This is a genomic window from Mesorhizobium sp. M0139, from assembly GCF_040322455.1.
In the GTDB taxonomy this organism is placed as follows: domain Bacteria; phylum Pseudomonadota; class Alphaproteobacteria; order Rhizobiales; family Rhizobiaceae; genus Mesorhizobium.
This window is the reverse complement of the sequence record NZ_JAMYTN010000011.1, coordinates 90,868-112,671: the sequence shown is the minus strand read 5'-3', so window position 1 is coordinate 112,671 and position 21,804 is coordinate 90,868. Positions and strand designations below refer to the sequence as shown.

The 21,804-nt window shown below is 63.7% G+C and carries 23 protein-coding genes and 1 riboswitch; of the genes, 13 read left to right on the top strand and 10 right to left on the bottom strand.

The window, feature by feature from the left end:
- Nucleotides 1-70: 70 nt before the first annotated feature.
- The 3 genes from cobS to NKJ58_RS19895 are packed head-to-tail and all read left to right on the top strand — an operon-like array spanning nt 71 to nt 3,989.
- Nucleotides 71-1,057: a cobaltochelatase subunit CobS gene (gene cobS / locus NKJ58_RS19905; RefSeq protein WP_023670677.1), complete on the top strand. Its 987-nt coding sequence runs from the start codon at nt 71-73 to the stop codon at nt 1,055-1,057.
- 11 nt (nt 1,058-1,068) lie between these two features.
- Nucleotides 1,069-2,967: a cobaltochelatase subunit CobT gene (gene cobT, locus NKJ58_RS19900; RefSeq protein WP_023735203.1), complete on the top strand. Its 1,899-nt coding sequence runs from the start codon at nt 1,069-1,071 to the stop codon at nt 2,965-2,967.
- Nucleotides 2,964-3,989: an esterase-like activity of phytase family protein gene (locus NKJ58_RS19895; RefSeq protein WP_023731083.1), complete on the top strand. Its 1,026-nt coding sequence runs from the start codon at nt 2,964-2,966 to the stop codon at nt 3,987-3,989. The genes cobT and NKJ58_RS19895 overlap by 4 nt, the downstream gene beginning before the upstream one ends.
- Nucleotides 3,990-3,994: 5 nt before the next feature.
- On the opposite strand, the gene NKJ58_RS19890 is transcribed toward NKJ58_RS19895, so the two are convergent.
- The 3 genes from NKJ58_RS19890 to rpmB all read right to left on the bottom strand — a co-directional run bounded on the left by NKJ58_RS19890 (nt 3,995) and on the right by rpmB (nt 5,809).
- The gene (locus NKJ58_RS19890; protein ID WP_352853669.1) at nt 3,995-4,666 is read right to left on the bottom strand and encodes a polyamine aminopropyltransferase; all 672 of its coding nucleotides are present in this window, start codon (nt 4,664-4,666) and stop codon (nt 3,995-3,997) included.
- A gap of 3 nt (nt 4,667-4,669) precedes the next feature.
- The gene (locus NKJ58_RS19885) at nt 4,670-5,350 is read right to left on the bottom strand and encodes a queuosine precursor transporter (RefSeq protein ID WP_352853667.1); all 681 of its coding nucleotides are present in this window, start codon (nt 5,348-5,350) and stop codon (nt 4,670-4,672) included.
- A 162-nt stretch (nt 5,351-5,512) separates the two neighbouring features.
- Nucleotides 5,513-5,809 carry a 50S ribosomal protein L28 gene (gene rpmB / locus NKJ58_RS19880; RefSeq protein ID WP_023670682.1) on the bottom strand — a complete coding sequence of 99 codons (297 nt, stop codon included), beginning with the start codon at nt 5,807-5,809 and terminating at the stop codon, nt 5,513-5,515.
- Nucleotides 5,810-6,068: 259 nt separating this feature from the next.
- On the opposite strand from rpmB, the gene NKJ58_RS19875 reads away from it, so the two are divergent.
- The 3 genes from NKJ58_RS19875 to NKJ58_RS19865 are packed head-to-tail and all read left to right on the top strand — an operon-like array spanning nt 6,069 to nt 8,473.
- A complete protein-coding gene (locus tag NKJ58_RS19875) occupies nt 6,069-6,869 on the top strand; it encodes a DUF3108 domain-containing protein (RefSeq protein WP_352853665.1) in 801 nt (266 codons plus the stop codon).
- 45 nt (nt 6,870-6,914) lie between these two features.
- Nucleotides 6,915-7,802: an aromatic amino acid exporter YddG gene (yddG, locus tag NKJ58_RS19870; protein ID WP_023748518.1), complete on the top strand. Its 888-nt coding sequence runs from the start codon at nt 6,915-6,917 to the stop codon at nt 7,800-7,802.
- Entirely contained in the window at nt 7,799-8,473 is a 675-nt protein-coding gene (locus tag NKJ58_RS19865; RefSeq protein ID WP_023742898.1) for a lysoplasmalogenase family protein, read from the top strand. Before yddG ends, NKJ58_RS19865 begins: the two co-directional genes overlap by 4 nt.
- On the opposite strand, the gene NKJ58_RS19860 is transcribed toward NKJ58_RS19865, so the two are convergent.
- Both NKJ58_RS19860 and gloB read right to left on the bottom strand, forming a co-directional pair.
- Entirely contained in the window at nt 8,470-8,895 is a 426-nt protein-coding gene (locus NKJ58_RS19860; RefSeq protein ID WP_352853663.1) for a cupin domain-containing protein, read from the bottom strand. The two genes, NKJ58_RS19865 and NKJ58_RS19860, sit on opposite strands and share 4 nt — an antisense overlap.
- 20 nt (nt 8,896-8,915) lie before the next feature.
- Nucleotides 8,916-9,683: a hydroxyacylglutathione hydrolase gene (gloB, locus tag NKJ58_RS19855; protein WP_023706326.1), complete on the bottom strand. Its 768-nt coding sequence runs from the start codon at nt 9,681-9,683 to the stop codon at nt 8,916-8,918.
- 118 nt (nt 9,684-9,801) lie between these two features.
- Between gloB and NKJ58_RS19850 the strand changes: the two genes are divergently transcribed.
- From NKJ58_RS19850 to NKJ58_RS19840, 3 genes are all read left to right on the top strand, one after another.
- The gene (locus tag NKJ58_RS19850; protein ID WP_352561267.1) at nt 9,802-10,584 is read left to right on the top strand and encodes a class I SAM-dependent methyltransferase; all 783 of its coding nucleotides are present in this window, start codon (nt 9,802-9,804) and stop codon (nt 10,582-10,584) included.
- A gap of 136 nt (nt 10,585-10,720) precedes the next feature.
- The gene (locus NKJ58_RS19845; protein ID WP_027050739.1) at nt 10,721-12,541 is read left to right on the top strand and encodes an ABC transporter ATP-binding protein/permease; all 1,821 of its coding nucleotides are present in this window, start codon (nt 10,721-10,723) and stop codon (nt 12,539-12,541) included.
- A gap of 64 nt (nt 12,542-12,605) precedes the next feature.
- Nucleotides 12,606-13,394, top strand: a complete 789-nt coding sequence (locus NKJ58_RS19840) for a DUF1194 domain-containing protein (protein ID WP_023714977.1) — start codon at nt 12,606-12,608, stop codon at nt 13,392-13,394.
- Between the two features lie 51 nt (nt 13,395-13,445).
- On the opposite strand, the gene NKJ58_RS19835 is transcribed toward NKJ58_RS19840, so the two are convergent.
- Nucleotides 13,446-14,381 carry a glycosyltransferase family 2 protein gene (locus NKJ58_RS19835; protein ID WP_352561248.1) on the bottom strand — a complete coding sequence of 312 codons (936 nt, stop codon included), beginning with the start codon at nt 14,379-14,381 and terminating at the stop codon, nt 13,446-13,448.
- A gap of 247 nt (nt 14,382-14,628) precedes the next feature.
- On the opposite strand from NKJ58_RS19835, the gene NKJ58_RS19830 reads away from it, so the two are divergent.
- On the top strand, nt 14,629-14,949 hold the full coding sequence (locus NKJ58_RS19830; RefSeq protein ID WP_352561250.1) for a DUF1330 domain-containing protein: 321 nt from the start codon (nt 14,629-14,631) through the stop codon (nt 14,947-14,949).
- Nucleotides 14,950-14,956: 7 nt separating this feature from the next.
- On the opposite strand, the gene metW is transcribed toward NKJ58_RS19830, so the two are convergent.
- Both metW and metX read right to left on the bottom strand, forming a co-directional pair.
- A complete protein-coding gene (gene metW, locus NKJ58_RS19825) occupies nt 14,957-15,571 on the bottom strand; it encodes a methionine biosynthesis protein MetW (RefSeq protein ID WP_023685353.1) in 615 nt (204 codons plus the stop codon).
- Nucleotides 15,568-16,737, bottom strand: a complete 1,170-nt coding sequence (metX, locus tag NKJ58_RS19820) for a homoserine O-acetyltransferase MetX (RefSeq protein ID WP_023694040.1) — start codon at nt 16,735-16,737, stop codon at nt 15,568-15,570. Before metX ends, metW begins: the two co-directional genes overlap by 4 nt.
- A 60-nt stretch (nt 16,738-16,797) precedes the next feature.
- Nucleotides 16,798-16,875, bottom strand: a riboswitch (SAM riboswitch).
- Nucleotides 16,876-17,002: 127 nt separating this feature from the next.
- Between metX and hisC the strand changes: the two genes are divergently transcribed.
- Together hisC and NKJ58_RS19810 are read left to right on the top strand one after the other, a co-directional pair.
- Entirely contained in the window at nt 17,003-18,112 is a 1,110-nt protein-coding gene (gene hisC, locus NKJ58_RS19815) for a histidinol-phosphate transaminase (protein ID WP_352518507.1), read from the top strand.
- Between the two features lie 4 nt (nt 18,113-18,116).
- A complete protein-coding gene (locus tag NKJ58_RS19810; protein ID WP_023833383.1) occupies nt 18,117-19,052 on the top strand; it encodes a prephenate/arogenate dehydrogenase family protein in 936 nt (311 codons plus the stop codon).
- Between the two features lie 7 nt (nt 19,053-19,059).
- Here the strand turns inward: NKJ58_RS19810 and NKJ58_RS19805 are convergent, their stop codons facing one another.
- On the bottom strand, nt 19,060-19,983 hold the full coding sequence (locus NKJ58_RS19805; protein ID WP_023685349.1) for a sugar kinase: 924 nt from the start codon (nt 19,981-19,983) through the stop codon (nt 19,060-19,062).
- A gap of 124 nt (nt 19,984-20,107) precedes the next feature.
- A complete protein-coding gene (locus NKJ58_RS19800) occupies nt 20,108-21,106 on the bottom strand; it encodes a DUF2125 domain-containing protein (protein WP_023685348.1) in 999 nt (332 codons plus the stop codon).
- A gap of 123 nt (nt 21,107-21,229) precedes the next feature.
- Here NKJ58_RS19800 and NKJ58_RS19795 point away from each other — a divergent pair, with 123 nt between their 5' ends.
- Nucleotides 21,230-21,763 (top strand): gamma-glutamylcyclotransferase, encoded by a 534-nt coding sequence (locus NKJ58_RS19795; RefSeq protein ID WP_023673305.1) that lies wholly within the window; start codon nt 21,230-21,232, stop codon nt 21,761-21,763.
- Nucleotides 21,764-21,804 lie beyond the last annotated feature (41 nt).

Here is a 21,804-nt window from a genome sequence, read left to right as displayed (position 1 = left end):
TAAGACCGCCCCCGGACAAAATCGATTGCCGGCGAAATCAGGCATTTCGCCCGTGGAGACTTGGATAGAGATGAACAAGGTCGATCGCGACATCGCCAATTTGCCCGACACGACGGTGTCGGTGAAAGACAAATTCGGCTTCGAGTCCAAGATGGTAGTGCCGGCCTATTCGGTGACCTCGGAACATGTGCCGGACATCGATCCGGATTATCTGTTCGACAAGGCGACGACGCTGGCGATCCTTGCCGGCTTTGCCTACAACCGCCGCGTCATGGTGTCTGGCTATCACGGCACCGGCAAATCGACCCATATCGAACAGGTCGCCGCCCGCCTTAACTGGCCCTGCGTGCGCGTCAACCTCGACAGCCATGTCAGCCGTATCGACCTCGTCGGCAAGGACGCCATCGTCGTCAAGGATGGCCTGCAGATCACCGAATTCCGCGACGGCATCCTGCCCTGGGCCTACCAGCACAATGTCGCGCTCTGCTTTGACGAGTACGATGCCGGCCGTCCGGACGTGATGTTCGTCATCCAGCGCGTGCTGGAATCGTCGGGCCGCCTGACGCTACTCGACCAGAGCCGGGTCATCCGCCCGCATCCGGCGTTCCGCTTGTTTTCGACCGCCAACACCGTTGGCCTCGGCGACACCACCGGCCTCTATCACGGCACGCAGCAGATCAACCAGGCGCAGATGGATCGCTGGTCGATCGTCACCACGCTGAACTACCTGCCGCACGACAATGAGGTGAACATCGTGCTGGCCAAGGCCAAGCACTATCGCGACGGCAAGGGCAAGGACATCGTCAACAAGATGGTGCGCGTCGCCGACATGACGCGCTCGGCCTTCATCAATGGCGATCTGTCGACCGTGATGAGCCCGCGTACCGTCATCACCTGGGCCGAAAATGCCGAGATCTTCGGCAATATCGGCATGGCGTTCCGGCTGACCTTCCTCAACAAGTGCGACGAGCTGGAGCGTTCGGTGGTGGCCGAGTTCTACCAGCGCGCCTTCGGCGAGGATTTGCCCGAGAGCGCCGCCAACGTGGTGCTGGGCTGAGCAGAGCCTCGATGGCGGGTCCGGGCGACAACACGCGCAACAAGTCGAAGACGGGGTCTGAAGCCGACAGCTTCAAGCGTGCCGTCACCGTCTGCATGCGCGCCATCGCCGGCGACAAGGAGCTCGAAGTCGGTTTCGCCAAGGACCGCCCGGCGCTCGCCGGCAGCCGCGCCCGTCTGCCCGAACTGCCGAAGAAAGCGTCCAAGACAGACATCGCGATTACTCGTGGCCTGGGCGATTCCATGGCGCTGAAGCGCGCCTGCCACGATCAGCGCATCCACACCAAACTGGCGCCGGAAGGCAAGCTGGCGCGCTCGATCTATGACGCCGTGGAACAGGCCCGCGTCGAGGCGATCGGCAGCCGCGCCATGCAGGGCGTCGCCGACAATATCGGCTCGATGCTGGAGGACAAATACGCCAAGGCCAACCTTGTCGACGTCAAGGACAAGGCCGACGCGCCGATCGAGGAGGCGCTGGCGCTTATGGTGCGCGAAAAGCTGACCGGACGGCCGATCCCGAAGAGCGGCGAACGGCTGGTCGAACTCTGGCGGCCCTGGGTCGAGGAGAAGGCCAAGGCCGATCTCGACGGACTGTCGGCCAAGCTCGGCGACCAGCAGGCCTTCGCCCGCATCGTGCGTGAGATGCTGGCGTCCATGGAGATGGCCGAGGAACTCGGCGACGATCAGGAGACCGAAGACTCCGAGGACAATGACGAGGACCAGCCGCAAGGCGAGGAGCAGAGCGAGGAGGGCGGCGAAGAGGATTCCGGCTCCGAGCAGTCGCAATCCGAGGACGCCGAGGCCTCGGCCGACGACGAACAGTCGTCCGAGACTGAGGCCTCCGACGCCACTGCCGACGATCTTTCCGACGATGACGATGCGGACGCCGAAACGCCGGGCGAGGCGCGCCGTAACGACAACCCGTTCGCCAACCTGCCGAAAGAGATCGACTACAAGGTTTTCACCACCGCCTTCGACGAGACCGTCGGTGCGGAAGAGCTGTGCGAGGAAGAAGAACTCGACCGGCTGCGCGCCTTCCTCGACAAGCAACTGGCCAATCTCTCCGGCGTCGTCGGACGGCTCGCCAACCGGCTGCAGCGCCGCCTGATGGCGCAGCAGAACCGTTCCTGGGATTTCGACCTCGAAGAGGGTTATCTCGATCCGGCACGCCTGGTTCGTGTCGTCATCGACCCGATGCAGCCCTTGTCGTTCAAGCAGGAGCGCGACACCAAATTCCGCGACACGGTGGTGACGCTGGTGCTCGACAATTCGGGCTCGATGCGCGGTCGGCCGATCACGGTTGCCGCCACCTGTGCCGACATTCTGGCGCGCACGCTGGAGCGCTGCGGCGTCTCGGTCGAGATCCTCGGCTTCACCACGCGGGCGTGGAAGGGCGGACAGGCTCGCGAGAAGTGGCTGAAGGACGGCAAGCCGCCGAACCCCGGCCGGCTCAACGATCTGCGCCACATCATCTACAAATCCGCCGATCATCCGTGGCGTCGCGCCCGGCGCAATCTCGGCCTGATGATGCGCGAGGGCCTGCTCAAGGAAAACATCGACGGCGAGGCGTTGTTATGGGCGCACAACCGGCTGATCGCCCGGCCCGAACAGCGCAAGATCCTGATGATGATCTCGGACGGCGCGCCGGTGGACGATTCGACGCTGTCGGTCAATCCTGGCAACTATCTCGAGCGGCATCTGCGCGCCGTCATCGAGCTGATCGAGACGCGCTCGCCGGTCGAGCTGCTGGCCATCGGCATCGGCCACGACGTTACCCGCTATTACAGGCGCGCCGTCACCATCGTCGATGCCGAGGAACTGGCCGGCGCCATGACCGAGCAGCTGGCCTCGCTGTTTGCCGAGGAAAACGTGCGCGATACACGCCGCGGCGGCTACCGGCGCGCTGGATGATTTTTTTGCGCGGCGGGTTTCGGCAGATGCTCTTCGCGGTCACTGCCTTGTTCGGCATGGCGTTTGCGCCGGCCATCGCCGCCGGCCCAAGCGCGGTCGAGCCGGTCGAAGTCTCGGCGCGGCCGATCACCACCTTCAATATCGGCAGCGCCGACAAGCAGTTTGGGCTGCTGGAATTCGTCGGCGGTCTTGAGATGAACTCGACGACGCGCGATTTCGGCGCGCTGTCGGCATTTCGGTTCGTCAAACCTGGCAGCGATTTCATCGGCGTCGCCGATACGGGCTTCTGGTTCTTCGGCTCGATCACCCATGATGCCGACAAGCGGCCGTCCGGCATCCAGAATTTCCGCATGCAGCAGATGGTCGATGAAAAGGGCCGGCCGATCGACAGGAAATGGGAAGTCGATGCCGAGGGCCTTGCAGTCAAGGACGGCATCGCCACCGTCGGCTTCGAGCGCGATCACCGCGTCGCCCAGTTCAAGATCGACCCCAGCAACATGACGGCGCCGTTCAAGCAACTGAACTTTCTGGTTCCAGCCCGCGAACTGCGACAGAACCGCGGTTTCGAGACCGTCACCCACGCCAATCCCAACGGCCAGCACGAGGGCGGCCTCGTCGTGGTCTCGGAAAAGAGCTTGGACAAGGCTGGCAACATCTATGCCGCCATCATCGAAGGGCCGCACAAGGGCGTCTTCACGGTCAAGCGCAACGGCGATTTCGACATCACCGACGGCGCTTTCCTGCCGGATGGCGATCTCTTGCTGCTGGAGCGCAGTTTCTCGATGGCCGGCGGTGTCAGGATGCGGCTGCGACGCATCTATGGCGAAAGCGTCGAGAAGGGCGCGGTTGCCGACGGGCCGGTGCTGATGGAAGCCGACATGGGCTACCAGATCGACAATATGGAAGGGCTCGACGTCTGGACCCGCGATGACGGAGCGCTGATGGTGTCGCTGATCTCGGACGACAACCATTCGATCCTGCAGCGCAACCTCTATCTGGAATTCATCCTGCACCAGGATTGAGAGCCCTAAGGCTTGGTGGCGATCCAGATGACGTGGCGCGCGCCGCGCTTGCCATTGGCGCGCGTCTTCACCTCGTCCACGACAAAGCCCGCCTGCTTGAGCCTAAGTGTGAAGCCGGCATCGGGGCCTTGCGACCAAACAGCCAGCACGCCCCCGGGCCTGAGCGCTGCACGCGCCGCGCCGAGGCCGGCAGCGCCATAGAGGGCGTCGTTGCCCCTGTAGACGATGCCTTCGGGGCCATTGTCGACATCGAGCAGGATGGCGTCCCAGGCTGCCTTGTCGGATCTTATGATGTGCCCGACGTCGGCTTCGCGAACCGTCACACGGGGATCGTCGAGACAGCCGGCGAAGACCGCCTCCATGGGGCCGCGCGCCCAGGCGATGACGGCGGGGACAAGCTCGGCAACGGTGATGCCTGCATCGGCGCCCATTTGGGCAAGCGCAGCGCGCAGCGTAAAACCCATGCCGAGGCCGCCGATCAGGATTTTCGGTTGGGCGCGGCCGCCGATCTTTTCACAGGAGAGCTTGGCCAGCGCTTCCTCGGAGCCGCTGAGGCGGCTGTTCATCAGCTCATTGGTGCCGAGCATGATCGAGAATTCGCTGCCGCGCTGCTTGAGGCGCAGTTCCTGTCCGCCGTCAGGCGTTTTGGCCGAGCCGAGCTGGACCCAGGGAATCACGGCCTAGACAGCCACGGCCGGCTGGCTCCAGTGGGCGGCGAGCAGCCGGTAGGGGATCAGGGCCACAACAGCGATGATCAGCTTCACCGAGAGGTCGCCCAGCGCCCAGGAGACCCAGCGCATGGTCTCGAACGGCAGCACGCCCATCAGCGGCGCCGTCTCCAGCGCAAAGCTGTCGTTCGGGCCGGCAAAAGCGAAGGCGGCCGACAAGGCGATGCTGAAGAACACCAGGGTGTCGAACACCGAGCCGACCAGCGTGCCGACGATCGGCGCGCGCCACCAGCTCTGCCGGCGCAACCGGTTGAACACGGTGACGTCGAGCAATTGCGCGCAAAGGAAGGCCGCGCCGGAAGCTGTGGCGATGCGCACCAGCCGGTCGGCTGATGTCTCGAACTCGATCAGGCCGTGGCGAAACAGGAAGGGCGGGACGAGGATCGAGCAGACCACAGCGGTCATGAAGCCGACAAGGACGATGCGGCGCGCCACGGTCGGCCCGTAGCGGCGGTTGGCAAGGTCGGTGACCAGGAAGGAGAAGGGATAGGTGAAGGCGCCCCAGGTCAGGATGTCGCCCAGCGACAGACCGCCGGCCTGGCCCTGCATCGGGAACTGCACGAGGATGTTCGATGCCACGACGACAAGCGCCATGGCGGCCACAAAGGGCAGATATCGCGAGAAGGAAGTCATTTTTTTATCCTGGGTAATGGAACCAGCCAGGCGCTAGCCGAAGTTCGGGTCGCGCTGCCTTGCAAGTTTTGAGCATCGGATTGCTCCGATGCTGCTGCCTTAGAAGTTTTGAGCATCGGATTGCTCCGATGCTCAGGGCGGTCGTCCCCCGCCTTGATATCGTTAAGCGGCGGGCTGGTCGGCCAGCTTCTTGGCGATCTGCTTCTTCAACAGGCGCGCGCGCTGCGACAATTCCTTGGCGTCGGCCTTGGCCAGGAAGGCGTCGAGGCCGCCGCGATGCTCGACCGAACGCAGCGCGTTGGCCGAAATGCGCAGGCGCACATTCTGGTTCAGCGCTTCCGAAATCAGCGTCACATTGACGAGGTTCGGCAGGAAGCGGCGCTTGGTCTTGTTGTTGGCGTGGCTCACATTGTTGCCGGTCTGGACTGCCTTGGCAGTGAGTTCGCAGGTGCGGGACATGGTTCTAACCTTCAGTTCTGTCTAGCCTGCCAAACCTTGTTCGCCCGCGCCGGGTGGCGCGCGGTTTCAGTCAGGCGGCCTTATGGAAAAGTTGGCGTTCCTTAGTTGCATTTCGCCAATGCGTCAAGCTCCGGCTTGCCCACGACTGTGACGGGCGTTTCACATAAAGGCCGGAATTCAGCCTATAAGCGGTCGGACAGGGACATTTCAAGCCGGAGTCGCCCGCCTCCGGTTAAAAAAATCAAGGACCGAGCCCGCCATGCTTCGCCCGTCACATGCCGTTGTCGCCATACTTGTCGCCGCCTTGCCAACATCAACCCTTGCCGCCGCGCCCGCAGCCACCGCACAGTCCTTCAAGGGCGAATACACGGTGTCGTTCCTGGGCCTTTCCGTGGCCAAGGCGACATTTTCCAGCCACTACGAAGGCGATAGCTATTCCATAGACGGCACCGTCTCCAGCGCGGGTCTCGCCACCTTGTTCGACGACACGAGCGGCACGATCTCGTCAAAGGGCAAGATCCTGGGCAAGCAGATGCAGCCGCAGGTATTTCGCGCCGATTATAAGTCCGGCAAGAAGGCTTCCATGGTCGATATCCGCTTTGCCAATGGCGCGGTGACCGCCACCCAGGTCATTCCCGAGCCGAAAAAGCGCAATGCCAAAAACTGGATACCGCTGGGCAGCAACGATCTGGCATCGGTGCTCGATCCGATGGCGGCTACCGTCATCCATGCTGACAGCCTCGACCAGGTCTGTGGGCGCAAGGTGAAATTCTATGACGGCGAGATGCGCGCCGACCTGACGCTGACCTACGCCTCGAAAGGATCGATCTCGGTCAAGGGCTACAAGGGCGACACCGTTACCTGCAAGATGAGCTTCGAGCCGGTGGCAGGCTACCGCAAGGGCCGCAAGGCGCTGAATTACCTGAAGAAGAAGAGCCAGATGATGGTGACGTTTGCACCGCTCGGCCAAACCGGCATATATGCGCCGATCCACGCCACGGTCGGGACGCAGATCGGCACCTTGACTGTCAGCGCGGGGCGGTTCGAAGCTACTGAATAGACGCGCCCACCCGAATAGAAATGGGGCGAGTCGCCGGAGACGGGCATGGGGCGCGCAACACTGATCGGTTTCTCGGCGGTCGCCATGTGGGCGCTGCTGGCGTTGCTCACCGATGCGTCGGGCGCCGTGCCGCCATTCTTGCTCTCGGCCATCACCTTCACCATCGGCACCGCGGTCGGGCTGGTTGCCCGGCTGTTCATGCCGGCGACCGATAAAAGCCTGAAGATCCCACGCCAGGTCTGGGTGATCGGCATTGCCGGACTGTTCGGCTACCATTTCTTCTATTTCACCGCGCTGCGCAACGCGCCGGCGGTGGAGGCAAGCCTGATCGCCTATCTGTGGCCGCTGCTGATCGTGCTGGGATCAGCGCTGATGCCGGGCGAGAAGCTGGCCTGGAACCATGTCGTCGGCGCGCTGCTCGGGCTCGCCGGGACCGTGCTGATCGTCACCAAGGGTGGCGGCCTCGCCTTCGATGCTCGCTACACCTTCGGCTATGCGATGGCGGCCGTCTGTGCGCTGCTGTGGTCGTCCTATTCGCTGCTGTCGCGGCGCTTTCCGGCGGTGCCGACCTCAATCGTCACCTGGTTCTGCGCCGCCACGGCAGCCCTGTCCCTCATCTGCCATGTTCTGCTGGAAAAGACGGTGCTGCCCGATGGCCCCGGCCAGTGGCTGGCGGTGGTTGGTTTGGGGTTGATGCCGGTGGGTGCCGCCTTCTACGCCTGGGATATCGGCGTCAAACGAGGCAACATCCAGGTGCTCGGCGCGGCAAGCTATGCGGCGCCACTGCTGTCGACATTGGTGCTGATCGCGGCGGGCGTTGCCGAGCCGTCGCTGCGTATCCTGGCGGCCTGCGTACTGATCACCGGCGGCGCGGCGCTGGCGGCGAAATCGTTGTTCCTGCGCAAGGCGGCAACTGGCGGGGCAAGCGCATGACGATGCCGTTTGCCGGCGGCATCGACGCCAACGCAAATGCAACATTGATTTTTTCGCTGGTGGCGGCGGTGATCTACGCCTTCACCCTGGATATGCGGCCGACGCTGGCCCGCTCGGCGGCAAAGACGCTGGCCGTGGCCATGCTTGCGGCGCTGGCCTTCATGCAAGGTGGGCCGCTGTTGCTCGTCTCTGCGCTGGCGCTCAGCGCCGTCGGCGATGCCTTCCTGTCGCGTGACGGCGAAAAGGCCTTCCTCGGCGGGCTGGCCAGCTTCCTTGCGGCGCATGTCCTCTATGTGCCGCTCTTCCTGCTCGGCGGCGGCGGGCTGGATGTGCTCAGCACCGAGACATGGCGCGGCGCCATCGCGCTTGCCATGGCGGCCTTCGCAGTCGTCATGCTGGCGGCGCTCTGGCGCCGTGTCAGTCCCGGCCTGCGGGTGCCGATCGCCATCTATATCGCGGCCATTCTGGCGATGGGCATCTCGGCGTTGACGCTCGCCAATCCGTGGGTCATCGGCGGCGCTGTTATGTTCATGGCATCGGACGGGCTGCTTGCCGCGGAGAAATTCCTGGTTCCGGCAATAGCACCCTATCGCGCCGGCATCCGTTATGCGGTCTGGGTGCTCTACTATGCCGCCCAGCTCTGCATAACTCTTGGTTTTCTTCTGGCCTAAGGCTGCCAGCCCGGATCGGCCATTTCAAACGCGGCGAAGTCGAAGCCCGGCGCCACGGTGCAGCCGACCAACGTCCATTCGCCGAGGCTGCGCGCCGATTGCCACCAGCCGGCCGGCACGACGATCTGCGGCCGCTCGCCCGCCGCAAGCTCAATGCCGAGCACCTGCTCGATCACCTGGTTAAGCATTGGACTACCTTCCTCGCACATCGACAGCGCCAGCGGCGCTCCGGCATGGAAGTGCCAGACCTCGGCCGCGTCCTTGACCCGGTGCCAGGCCGAAATCTGGTCCTGTTCAAGGAGGAAATAGATCGCCGTCGAATGGCCGCGCCCGGCGCCGTCGCGAAAGGTCTCGGCATACCAGCCGCCTTCCGGATGCGGCTTGAGGCCGAGCGTGGCGATGATTTCAGCGGCGCTGGTCATGGCTGATCCCGGAATGATGCTCAGAAATTGTCCTTGCGCTTGCGGATTTCCGCGAACACTTCGGCGTCGGAGGCCGCCTCCATACCGAGATGCTTGCGGATCGCCGGGTCGTGCCAGCGCAGGAACGGATTGGTCGACAATTCCTCGCCGATCGTGGTCGGCAGCGTCGCCTTGTTGTCGGCGCGCAGGGTCTCGATCTTGGCGGCGCGTTCTTTCAGCGCCGAATTGGTCGGGTCGACGGTCAACGCAAAGCGGGCGTTCGAAAGCGTATACTCATGGCCGCAATAGATGACCGTGTCGGCCGGGAGTGCGGCGAGCTTCTTCAGCGACTCATACATCACCGGCGGCTTGCATTCGAACAGCCGGCCGCAGCCGAGCGCGAACAAAGTGTCGGCGGTGAACGCCACTTTCGAGGCCGGAAAATGATAGGAGACATGGCCCGCAGTGTGGCCGGGCGTGGCGATGACATCGATCCGCTCACCGCCGAGATGGACGACCGAGCCTTGCCCGACGGTCTCGTCGATGCCGGGGATCTTTTCCTTTTCCGCCTCCGGTCCGACGATGCGCAGCTTGAAGCGCTCCTTCAGCGCCAGATTGGCCTCGACATGGTCGACATGGTGGTGGGTGGTCAGGATCATCGTCGGCTTCCAGCCGGTACGCTCGATAGCGGCAATGATCGGCGCTTCTTCGGGTGCGTCGATAATGGCGGTCTCGCCGCTTTTCGGGTCATGCACCAGCACGCCGAAATTGTCGCTGCGGCACATGAACTGTTCGATTTCGACGGGCATTGGCATCTCTCCATCTGTTGGCGCAGACATAGGGCGCTTGGCCGCCGATGTCACTCTAGCTTTGCAGAACGTGCCGGCTTTGTTGAACTTGGGCGGCATCGCAGCTACCGTCCCGCGCATGCATTCCGATATCGTCGATCTCCGCTCCTTCTATTCGACCACGCTCGGCCGCCTGGCTGAACGCTCGATCACCATGGCGCTGTCCTCAATATGGGCAACAGTGACCAATGAGCGGCTGGTCGGGCTCGGCTATACCTTGCCGTGGCTGGAGCGGTTCGGCACCGATGCCGAGCGGGTGTTTGCCTTCATGCCTGCTACGCAAGGCGCCGTCGTCTGGCCGGCGAACGGGCCGACGGCTACGGCGCTGGTCTTCGACGAGGAATTGCCGCTGGTCGATTCCTGCATCGACCGCATGCTGCTCGTGCATTCGCTCGAACATGTCGAAAACCCGCGCGAGACGCTGAACGAGATCTGGCGGGTGCTGTCGCCGGCAGGGCGCGTCGTCATCGTCGTGCCCAACCGGCGCGGTGTCTGGGCGCGGTTCGAGCACACGCCGTTCGGCAATGGCCGGCCGTTCTCGCGCGGCCAGCTGACAGAATTGCTGCGCGAGGCGAATTTCACACCGGCTTCCTGGTCCGACGCGCTGTTCTTCCCGCCATCGCCGCGGCGCTTCATGATGCGGTTCCACAATGTGCTGGAGCGCGCCGGCCGGCGGTTCTGGCCGATCTTTTCCGGCGTCATCGTGGTCGAGGCGCAGAAGCGGCTCTATCAGGGCGTGCCGGTCGCGCAGCGCGCCTCGCGCCGTGTCTTCGTGCCGGTACTGTCACCGCACGGTGCGACGCGGCTTGGCCGCCGGGCGGAAGGGGTGACATCGACGACGCGTCAGGTGACACCTTCGTGATCATCATGAAAACTGGTGTTGCGTGGGTTTTTCCCACCTATCTGTCGCAGATGCATTCGCGGTCCGTTTGAGCGGCGGATGCCTTCAAGTCTCTCCATCTGGTTCAGCAACGCTTCTGAACGCAAGGACCTCGTGCATGGCTGATCAACCGGACAAGTCCGCCACCGTTCAGCCGGTAACCGTCGAAGCCAGCAGCCTGCGCGATCAGGTAGCGACGATCAAACGGGCGCTGATAGGCTCACCGGTGCGCAAGTGGCTGGTCTGGACGTCGGTCGGCATTATGGCGGTCATCGTCGCGACGTCGATTGGCCAGGTTCTGCTCAACCGCTGGAACCAGCCTTTCTACGATGCGCTGGCGCGTCGCGACATGGCGGCCTTCCTGCATCAGCTGATGATCTTTGCCGTGATTGCCGGCACGCTGCTGCTGCTCAACATCGCTCAGACCTGGCTCAACCAGATGATCCGGCTGAAGCTGCGCGAGGCGCTGACGCTCGACCTGATCGACCAATGGATGCGGCCGGCGCGGGCCTTCCGGCTCGCCAATGCCGGCGCCATCGGCGTCAATCCCGACCAGCGCATGCAGCAGGATGCCGCGCATCTGTCCGATCTGTCGACGGACCTCGGCGTCGGCCTGCTGCAATCCTTCATCCTGCTGGTGTCGTTCGTCGGCGTGCTTTGGCAACTCTCGTCGGGCTTCGTCTTCCACATCAACGGCTGGTCGCTGGCGATACCGGGCTACATGGTCTGGGCCGCGTTCCTCTATGCCGGCATCGCCTCCTGGCTGAGCTGGCTGGTCGGGCGGCCGCTGATCCGCCTCAACAGCGACCGCTACACCCGCGAGGCCGAGCTGCGTTCCGGGATGGTGCGCGTCAACGAGAATGTCGACGCCATCGCGCTCTATCACGGCGAAGCCGATGCCAAGAGACGGCTCGAAATCGACCTTGGCACGGTGCTGGGCGCGATGCGAAACATCTACAAAGCGCAGATCAACCTTTCCTGGGTGACCGATACCTATGGCTGGATCACCGTGGTGGCGCCGATCCTGGTTGCATCGCCGGTCTATTTTTCAGGCGACATCAGCTTTGGCGGGTTGATGATGGCGGTCGGCGCCTTCAACCAGGTGCACTCGTCGCTGCGCTGGTTCATCAACAATATCGGCGGCATCGCCGACTGGCGCGCCACGCTGATGCGCGTTGCCGACTTCCGCATTGCGCTCGATGAAACCGATGTGTTGCACGACAAGGAAAAGCGCATCGAATTCGGCGATAACGCCAATGGCAGCCTGACCTTCGAGAAGCTCCAAGTGGCCTCGCCGGAGGGCTGCACCAAACTTTCAGACAGCCATGTCGAGATCCATCCCGGTGAGCGCGTCATGATCACCGGCGACCCAGGCGCCGGCAAGACATTGTTCTTCCGCGCCATTGCCGGCCTTTGGCCCTGGGGCAGCGGGCGGATCGGCTTGCCGGCCGGAGAAACGCCGATTTTCGTGCCGCGTGTTCCGTATTTTCCTGCCGGCACGTTACGCGAAGTGCTGCATCCAAATGGCTCGGCGCCGGCTGGCGATGCTGATTTTGGGGCGGTGCTGGCCGAGGTCGGCCTCGAGCGGCTGTCATCCTCGCTCGACCGTTCCGCACGCTGGGAGCGTGAACTCAACGATGACGAACAGCGGTCGCTGGCCTTCGCCAGGCTGGCCTTGCGGCAGCCGAAATGGGTGATCATCGACGAAGCGATGGACGCGTTCGATGGTCCTTCGCTGCGAAGGGTACTGTCCATGCTGGAGAAACGCCTGCCGGAAACCGCGATCCTCAACATCGGGCGCGGACTGCACAATGGTCATTTCTTTCCACGCGCATTGAACATCGTGAAGGATACGGGTGCTGCGCCACTGAAACCCGCCCGAGTCAGGACCGGCGCCATCGACCCGCCGCCGAAAGCGGCCGTGCGGCGAAAGAAGTAGAAGGGGCTTTATTTCGCCGCGATCGCGGCGAAGAATCACGGGTCGAAACGTCCGTGGTGCGGCCATGCTCGATGCGCTCAGCCTGCTTGCCTGCCTTGCCTGCACCACGCCCGTGGCTGCCCCGGCCGTTGCCGTGGATGTCGAACTGGTGCTGGCGGTCGACATCTCACAGTCGATGGACGAGAGGGAGTTCGCGCTGCAGCGCGCGGGCTATGTCGAGGCGCTCAGGCATCCCGATTTCATCAAGGCCGTGCGCTCGGGAACCACCGGGCGCATCGCGCTTGCCTATTTCGAATGGGCGGGCGTCGTGCGCGAGGATGGCGTCATCGCCTGGCAGGTGATCGACAGCGCAGAGAGCGCCAACGCCTTCGCCGACAGAATAGAAGCGCGGCCGTTCCGCAGCTTTCGCGGCACCTCGATTTCGGGCGCGCTTGCCTTCGGCGCCGGGCTGTTCGAGGGCACGGGGTTCGATGCGCCACGCAGCGTCATCGACATTTCCGGCGACGGTCCCAACAACACCGGGCTGCCCGTCGCCACGACACGCGATGCGGCGGTGGCCAAGGGCATCGTCATCAACGGCCTGCCGATCCTGATCAGCCCGTCGCCGACCTTCAGCCATCTCGACCAGTATTATGACGACTGCGTCACCGGTGGGCCCGGCTCCTTCGTGTTGCCGATCTATGCGGCCTCGGAATTCGCCACCGCCATACGCCGCAAGTTGATCCTGGAGGTGAGCGGCATCGCCGATGCGACCGTGGTCCCGATCGATGCCGCCGCACCCATGGACTGCCTGCAGGGCGAACGCGACCGGCGGCTATATTCCGACCCATATCTGCCGGAACTCGACAAATGAGGTTTGAGGCAGTTCGGAGGGGAAAGCCGCTGCGCGGCTTGTCGGCAAACTTCAGGCCGGCCGTGCACCGTATTTGTCGCGAAATTCGGCATAGAGATCGCGGCGCCAGCGCCGGCCGCCGACATAGCCACGCAACAGCTGCGGCAGCGAATAGCCAAGCGCCTTCGACGACCGGTTGGCCATATAGCCGGAGAACGCCTGCGAAACCCTGCCCTTGAGTGCATCGGCGATGAGCTGCCGGGCGATCATGTAAGGCGGAATGTAGGGGTAGCGGTCGGCGATATAGGGGTGCTTGTCGATCAAGCTCGCATAGGCTTCGACATAGCCGTCCCGGCGACCGGAGATCGAATTCTCCGAGTTGTACTTTTTCCAGTCGATCACTTCGGACAGCTGCGCGCCGCCGCGACGGGCAAAGCGCAGCAACAATTCGCGATCCTGCATGCGCGTGACGTCACTGTCGTAGCCGCCGATGGCCAGCAGCGACTCGCGCCGGGCGGTGATTGCCGACCCGGCAATGAAGATGGTCTGCGCGACAAGGGCCCGCTCCAGCGAGTCGCGGCTCAGCAGCGCCTCGCGGTTGACGCAGTTGGTGCGGCGATTGCCCTTCAGCGACACGAAGGAACTGATCAGCACTTCGAGCGAGGGATTGTTGTCGAACTGCTCCAGCGTCCGCGCCAGGCGATCCGGCAAATAGACGTCGTCGGAATCGAGGAATGTCACCACCGGCGCCTGCGCCCGCTCGATGCCGGCATTGCGGGCGGCATTGGCGCCGCGCCATTTCGAGCCAACATAGATCAGCCGTGGATCGCGGATTTCGGCAAGTGCGGCTGCCGTACCGTCGGTCGAGCCGTCATCGACGACAATGTGTTCGAACCGGGGAAAATTCTGCGCCAGCACGCTCTCCACGGCGCGCACCACCTTGCTGCGGCGATTGTGCGTCGGTGTGATCACCGAGATCAGCGGAGCGAGGTCGGTTGCCTTGGACATGTTGCTTCGATTGTGCCCCGAAATGCCTGGAGGCCGGAGGTTTTGATGGTCGCCGTCCAAGCCTACCCCGGGATGGCATTCGATTCGACGCTACAAAAAACCAGCGGCAATGTCATCACAAACTGTTGAGCCAGGACGCCGGTAAGCCGGCCGATTACCCCAGACGTAATCGACCGATGGCCATCATGTCTGCAGATTGCGCCAACGAAGCCGGTCGTCGGGCTTCGATCTCACAGGGAGTTCAGCCATGGCCGCCTACGCCGTCGCCCATATGCGTCAAGTCATAATGGGCCCGCAGATTGTCGTGTATCTGCAGAGGATCGACGCCACATTGGAGCCGTTCGGCGGCCGCTTCCTTGTCCACGGCGGCGACATGGACGTGGTCGAAAACGAATGGCCCGGGCATCTGATCGTCATCGAGTTTCCGGACAGGGCGCATGCGTGGGGCTGGTACGATTCATCAGCCTATCGCGAGATTCTGGCCTTGCGCACCGACAACTCCCACGCCGATGTGATTATCGCCGATGGCGTTCAGCACCCGCACAAGGCGACGGACATGCTGGCATAGGGGCAAACTACCGCTTCAACAAGAACACCGCTTGCTGGCCGAAGAAATTCCAGAACCACCATGGCATCGACAGGCCGATCTTCTGGCCGTTGCCGTCGAGCGCGGTGGCTTTCTCGACCGAGGCGCCGAGTTCCTCGACCAGATTGACGAAGTCGCGGATGGTGCAGAAATGGATGTTGGGCGTGTCGTACCAGGAATAGGGCAGGTCCGCTGTCACCGGCATCCGGCCCTTGACGAACAGCGACAGCCGCACCCGCCAGTGGCCGAAATTGGGGAAGGAGACGATGGCGCGGTTGCCGATTCGGAGCAGCTCGTCGAGCACCAGCTTCGGGTTGCGGGTCGCCTGCAGCGTCTGTGACAGGACGACGAAGTCAAAACCCTTGTCCGGATAGAATTCGAGGTCGGTGTCGGCATCGCCCTGGATGACCGAGAGGCCGCGCGCAACGCATTCATTGACGCCGCGCTGTGACAGCTCCAGCCCGCGGCCGTCGACCTGCTTGGTCTCCTGCAGGAGTTCGAGCAGCAGGCCGTCGCCGGAGCCGACATCGAGCACCCGCGACTGCGGCGGTATCAGGTTGGCCACGACTTCGAGGTCGACGCGCTGGCTGCCATTGACGCTCATGAGGCGAGCCCCCTTGCGCGGGCCGCCGAGCCGATGAAGCCCTTGATGGCGGCAAACAGTTCGGGTTCATCGAGCAGGAAGGCATCATGGCCGCGGTCGGTGTCGATCTCGACGAAGGAGACGGAGGCGCCGGCGGCGTTGAGCGCATGCACGATCGAGCGGCTCTCCTCGGTCGGGAACAGCCAGTCCGAGGTGAAGGACACCAGGCAGAAGCGGGTCTTGGTCCCGGCAAAGGCATCTGCCAACCGGCCGCCATGGTCGGCGGCGAGGTCGAAATAATCCATCGAACGGGTCATGTAGAGGTAGGAGTTGGCGTCGAAGCGGTCGACGAATGTCATGCCCTGGTGGCGCAGATAGCTTTCGATCTGGAAATCTGCGTCGAAACCGAAGGTCAGCGCTTCGCGGTCCTGCAGATTGCGGCCGAATTTCCGATGCAGGGCGGCTTCCGACAGATAGGTGATGTGGGCGGCCATGCGCGCCACGGCGAGCCCCTTTTCCGGGCGCTTGCCGTGCTCGAAATATTTGCCGCCATGCCAGTCCGGATCAGCCATGACAGCCTGGCGGCCGACCTCGTGGAAGGCGATGTTCTGCGAGGAATGGCGTGCGCCTGTGGCGATCGGCAGGGCCGAGAAGACGCGCTCGGAATAGCATGACGCCCATTCCAGCACCTGCATGCCGCCCATCGAGCCGCCGAGCACGCAAAACAGCTTTTCGATGCCGAAATGGTCGACCAGCATCAATTGCGCCCGCACCATGTCGCGGATGGTGATGATTGGCAGGTCGAGGCCGTAGGGCTTGCCGGTGGCGGGATTGGTCGAGGCCGGACCGGTGGAGCCGAGGCAGCCGCCGATGACGTTGGAGCAAATGACGAAGAAGCGGTTGGTGTCGATGATCTTGCCGGGACCGATCAGCACTTCCCACCAGCCGGGCTTGCCGGTCACCGGATTGGTGCTGGCGACATGCTGGTCGCCGGTCAGCGCGTGGCAGACCAGGATGGCGTTGGTGCGGGCATCGTTGAGGGCGCCATAGGTCTGGTAGGCGATCTGGAACGGCGACAAAAGCGTGCCGGCGTCAAGCTTCAGCGGCTTGTCAGGGCCAAAACGCAACACCGGGCTCGACGGGCTGTCGGCCTCGTTGTTGGTTTTTGTAGCGCGGAGCGCAGCCATGTGACTCTCCTTGCCCGCCGTCAGGCAATAAAAAACCGGCAATGCGATCGCAAAGCCGGTTACGTCACGCAAACGGCCCTTTAGCGAGTTGTTTAACGTGGCTGCAAGCCGACCGGCCAAATCACCACGGAACTGTTGCGTTCTTCTAGAACTCGTGCGGCCCGGCGTCAACGGCCAGCTATTGCCCGGCCTCTCGACATTCGCGGCTACGGCTTGTATTTCCGCTGCGGCCTCCGGACGGAGGCGTTCTCAACGGGTTTGCGACATGGACAAGACAGCGGACAAGGCACGGCCGACGCCCCGCGCGGGCATCATGGACATCGACGCCTATGTACCGGGCAAGAGCGCGGCACCTGCCGGCGTCGCCAAGGTCCATAAATTGTCGTCGAACGAGAACCCGCTCGGCCCGTCGCCGAAGGCGATCGAGGCCGCGCGCGAAGTGGCCAGCAAGCTCGATGTCTATCCCGACGGCACCGCCCGCCGGCTGCGCGAGGCGATCGCCGAGGTGCATGGCCTCAACCCGGCAAACATCATCTGCTCCAACGGTTCCGACGAGATTTTGGGCCTGCTGGCGCAGACCTATCTGGCGGCCGGCGATGAGGCCATCATCACCGAACACGCCTTCATGATCTACAAGATCTACATCCAGTCGGCCGGCGGGACACCGGTGACGATCAAGGAAACCGAGGAACGCGCCGACGTCGACGCGATCCTGGCCGCGGTGACGCCGCGGACCAAAATCATCTTCCTCGCCAATCCCAACAATCCGACCGGAACCTATCTGCCGTTCCAGGAGGTCCGCCGCCTGCATTCCGCTCTCCCGGGCAACGTGCTTCTGGTGCTCGACGCGGCCTATGCCGAATATGTCAGGCGCAATGACTATGAGGCCGGCATCGAGCTGGCGGGCAGCGCACAGAATGTGGTCATGACCCGCACTTTCTCCAAGCTCGGCCTTGGCGGCGCGCGCATCGGCTGGATGTATGGCCCACTGCACATCGTCGATGCCATCAACCGCATCCGCGGCCCTTTCAACGTTAACGCAACAGCGATCGAGGCCGGCATTGCCGCCATCCGCGACCGCGCCCATGTCGAGCGCAGTTCGTTGCACAACGAGACCTGGCTTACCTGGCTGAATGAAGAACTGACGAAGCTTGGGCTGCGCGTGACGCCCAGCGTCGGCAATTTCGTGCTCATCCACTTTCCCGACGACAAGAGGCATTCGGCTGAGGCGGCGGACGATTACCTCACCCAGCGCGGCTATATATTGCGGCGCGTTACCGGCTATGGCTTTCCCAATGCGCTGCGCATGAGCGTCGGCACCGAAGAAGCAAATCGCGGCGTCATCGATGCCCTCACGACATTCCTGAAAAGCTGAAACAATGACAGCACCGATGTTTGAAAAGATCGCGCTGGTCGGCATCGGCCTGATCGGCTCGTCGCTGGCCCGCATCATCCGCCGCGAGGGCCTGGCCCGCCATGTCGCCATCGCGACGCGCAGCCCGGCCACGCTGGCGCGGGCGAAGGAGCTCGGTCTTGGCGAGAGCTACACCACCGACGCCAGGGAAGCGGTCCGCGACGCCGACCTGATCATCGTCTCGGTGCCAGTGGGGTCGTCGGGCGAGGTGGCGCAAGAGATCGCAGCGGCGCTGAAAAAAGGCGCTATCCTCACCGATGTCGGTTCGACCAAGGCCTCCGTCATTGCGCAAATGCAGCCCTATGTGCCGGACGGCGTGCACTTCATTCCGGGACACCCGCTGGCGGGTACGGAGAAATCGGGCCCGGATGCGGGTTTCGCCGAGCTGTTCGAAAACCGCTGGTGCATCTTCACGCCGCTGCCGGGAACCGATCCGGCCGCGCTGGAAAAGCTGTCGGAATTCTGGCGGCGCTGCGGCTCCAACATCGACACGATGGACCCGCAGCATCATGACATGACGCTGGCCATCGTTTCGCATCTTCCGCACATCATTGCCTACAACATCGTCGGCACGGCCGACGATCTGGAATCGGTGACCAAGTCGGAAGTGATCAAATATTCGGCTTCCGGTTTCCGCGACTTCACCCGTCTGGCCGCCTCCGACCCGACCATGTGGCGCGACGTGTGCCTGCACAACAAGGATGCCATCCTGGAAATGCTGGCGCGCTTTTCGGAGGACCTCGCCTCGCTGCAGCGGGCGATCCGCTGGGGCGACGGCGACAAGCTGTTCGACCTGTTCACCCGCACCCGGGCCGTTCGCCGTTCGATCATCGAGGCCGGCCAGGATATCGACGTGCCGGATTTCGGCCGGCAGGCGGTCGAGCACCCGGTGAAAAGTTAAATCTGTTTCAGACGGGCCAGGTCGCCGCGACCATGGCCATTGTCTCGGCCCGGTCCGGCGCGCCCAGCCGGCCGCCGAAGCGCTGGCATTTGAGCGCGGCCGCCGCGCTGGCAAAGCGCAACGCGTGCTCGACCGACATGGCCTCAGCAAGTCCAACGGCAAAGGCGCCGTGGAAAACGTCGCCGGCGGCCAGCGTGTCGACCGCCTTGACCTTCGGCGCCGCGATGTGGCGCACGCATCCGGCGGACCGGTCATGCCACCAGCTTCCCGAGGCGCCGCCGGTCACCGCCACGAAGGCGTCTGTGCGGCTGGCGAGGTCGGCGCAGGCGGTTTCGGGATCCAGCGCGTGGCCGCAGACAATGCGTGCAGCCGTCTCCGAAGCGACGATGTGCGACGCCAGCGGCAACAGATGCTCCAGCACCTCCAGCGGCGCCGTGTCGGCGTCGAGGATTGCCGGGCAACCGGCGTCGCGCGCGGCGGTCAAGGCAAGAGCGGCGGCGCCCGGCCAGCGCACATCGACCAGCACGGCATCGAAGCCGGAAAGATCGGCGACAGGCACCGCCTCGGGGTCGGCCTGCGCCTTTGGGTCGTAGAAGGGCACGATGATGCGCTCGCCATGAGCGTCGACCAGGATCGCGGCCAGCGCCGAGCGGGCGCCTTCGACGCGGCGGACAAAGCCGCAATCGACGCCCTCGGCCTCGATGCCGGCCAGCAATTGGTCGCCGACGGCATCGTCACCTGCACTTGCCCACAGGAACACCTCGGCGCCGAGACGGCGGGCGGCGCAGGCAGCACTTGTCGCCATGCCCGAGGCGATCTGGATGCCGTCCGAGGCGATGAACTTGCCCTGATGCGTGGGCAGGGTTTCGACGCGCAGGATGGTATCCAGCGTCAGCGCGCCAACGCTCAGCAGTTTCACCGGTCGGTTCATGCGTCGGCTTGCTCGAGCATGATCTCTCCCCAAAAGCCGTTCCCGCTCTTTGCGATCATGCTCTATCTCTTTGTTTTAACGGAATTCCGGACGGAAAACCGCTCACACTTTTCTTGGAATTGCTCTAATCGAGCGGCTTGATCTTGCCCAGCGGAATGAAGCCGAGCGAGACCTTGCCCTTCACCACCTTGAGCGGCATCGACGGTTCGTTGCCGAGCAGCGCCAGACCGGCAAAGCCTTGCTCGATCTGGCTCTTCTGCTCGGGGATTGCGGTGGCGAGGATTGCCGCCACGGCTTTGGGATCCTGCAGCTTGATCGTCAGGTCGGCATTGACCAGGCCGTTGGCGTCGACCGACACCGGGCCGGAGACGGTGATGCGCGCGGTTCCCGACGACAGATCGAGCTTGTGGATGTCGGCCGCCTGGCCGCGCAGGCTCCTGGCCTGCGTCTTCATCAGCGCGACGCCGTTCTTCAGCGTCGCGTCGCCGCTGCCGTCGAGCGGCGGCAGCACGCGCCCGCCGATCGCGTCGGCGTCGATCTCAAGATCGGTGAAGCTGCCGACGTAGCCGATGTCCTGGCCGTCGGGCCGCAACTCGCCCGCCGCGGTTCCGGCGCTGAACAGTGAAACCGGATCAGTGTCGTCGGCCGGATCCGTCTGGCCGGACAAGCTCTCCGCCTGCAGCGAAATGCTCCGGGGCAGGGGCCAGAAGAGCTTGGCATTGGCCTGCAGATTGTCCCAGTCGATCCATAGCGGCGCCATCCCCGGCACCGAGGTGCGCAGCGGCCCACGCAACTCGGCGGCAGGCGACAAAGGCCGGATGAGCTCTGCAACGAAGTTGAAGCTGCCTGCCGAGGCGGCAACGTTCCTGGCGTCGTCCTCGTAAGCCAGATTGTCACAGGAGATGGCAAAACTCAGGGGGTAGCCGCTGACGGTGAGGTTGGCGCAGCCGGCCTCGATGCCTTTGTCCTTGAGCGAGGCCACCGCCTTGTCGGCTTCGCTGCTGACGCGACCGGCGACATAGAACCAGACTGCGCTGTAGACGCCGAACAGCATAACGAGCAAGGCAGCGAGCCACATCAGCCGGCGGCGAAACTTCGACGGACGCTCGTCACTTGACGTCATGCTGCGGCTTTCATTAACGCGGGCGTGTTGCGGGTGGACTGTGGCTTACGCAAAAGCAAAAAGAACAGAAGAGCACCGATTCCGATGCGGCGGCGTCACTCTCGTACAATCAGGCTTGGCGATATGGGCGATTTTTGGGTTTTTGGCTACGGCTCGCTGATCTGGCGACCGGGATTCGCCCATGTCGAGACACGGCGCGCGCGGCTTTACGGCTACCGCCGGTCGCTCTGCGTCTATTCCTTCGTGCATCGCGGCACGCGCCAGCGGCCGGGCCTGGTGCTAGGCCTCGACCGTGGCGGCTCCTGCATCGGGCTGGCCTTTCGCGTGCCCGGCGAGCTGCGCGATGAGGTGCTGACCTATCTGCGCGAGCGCGAATTGGTGACCAGCGTCTACCTCGAGCGTGTGCTCGATATCAGCCTCGACGGGAATGGGGCGGCCGCGGGAGAGAGAGTGAAAGCGGTTGCCTATATCGTCGACCGCCAGCATGAGCAGTATGCCGGCGGGCTCGACCCCGCGCATGCGGCAGGTGTTATCCGTGGCGCCGTCGGCCAGTCCGGAAACAACGAGGACTATGTGCTCAACACGCTGCAGCATCTCGCGGCGCTGGGTATCAGCGACCACTGGCTGGAAGAGGTGGCGAAGCGGATCGCCTCGTGAGCCAGTGGACCACGGCGAGCCTGCAGGCGAAGCGCTCGCGC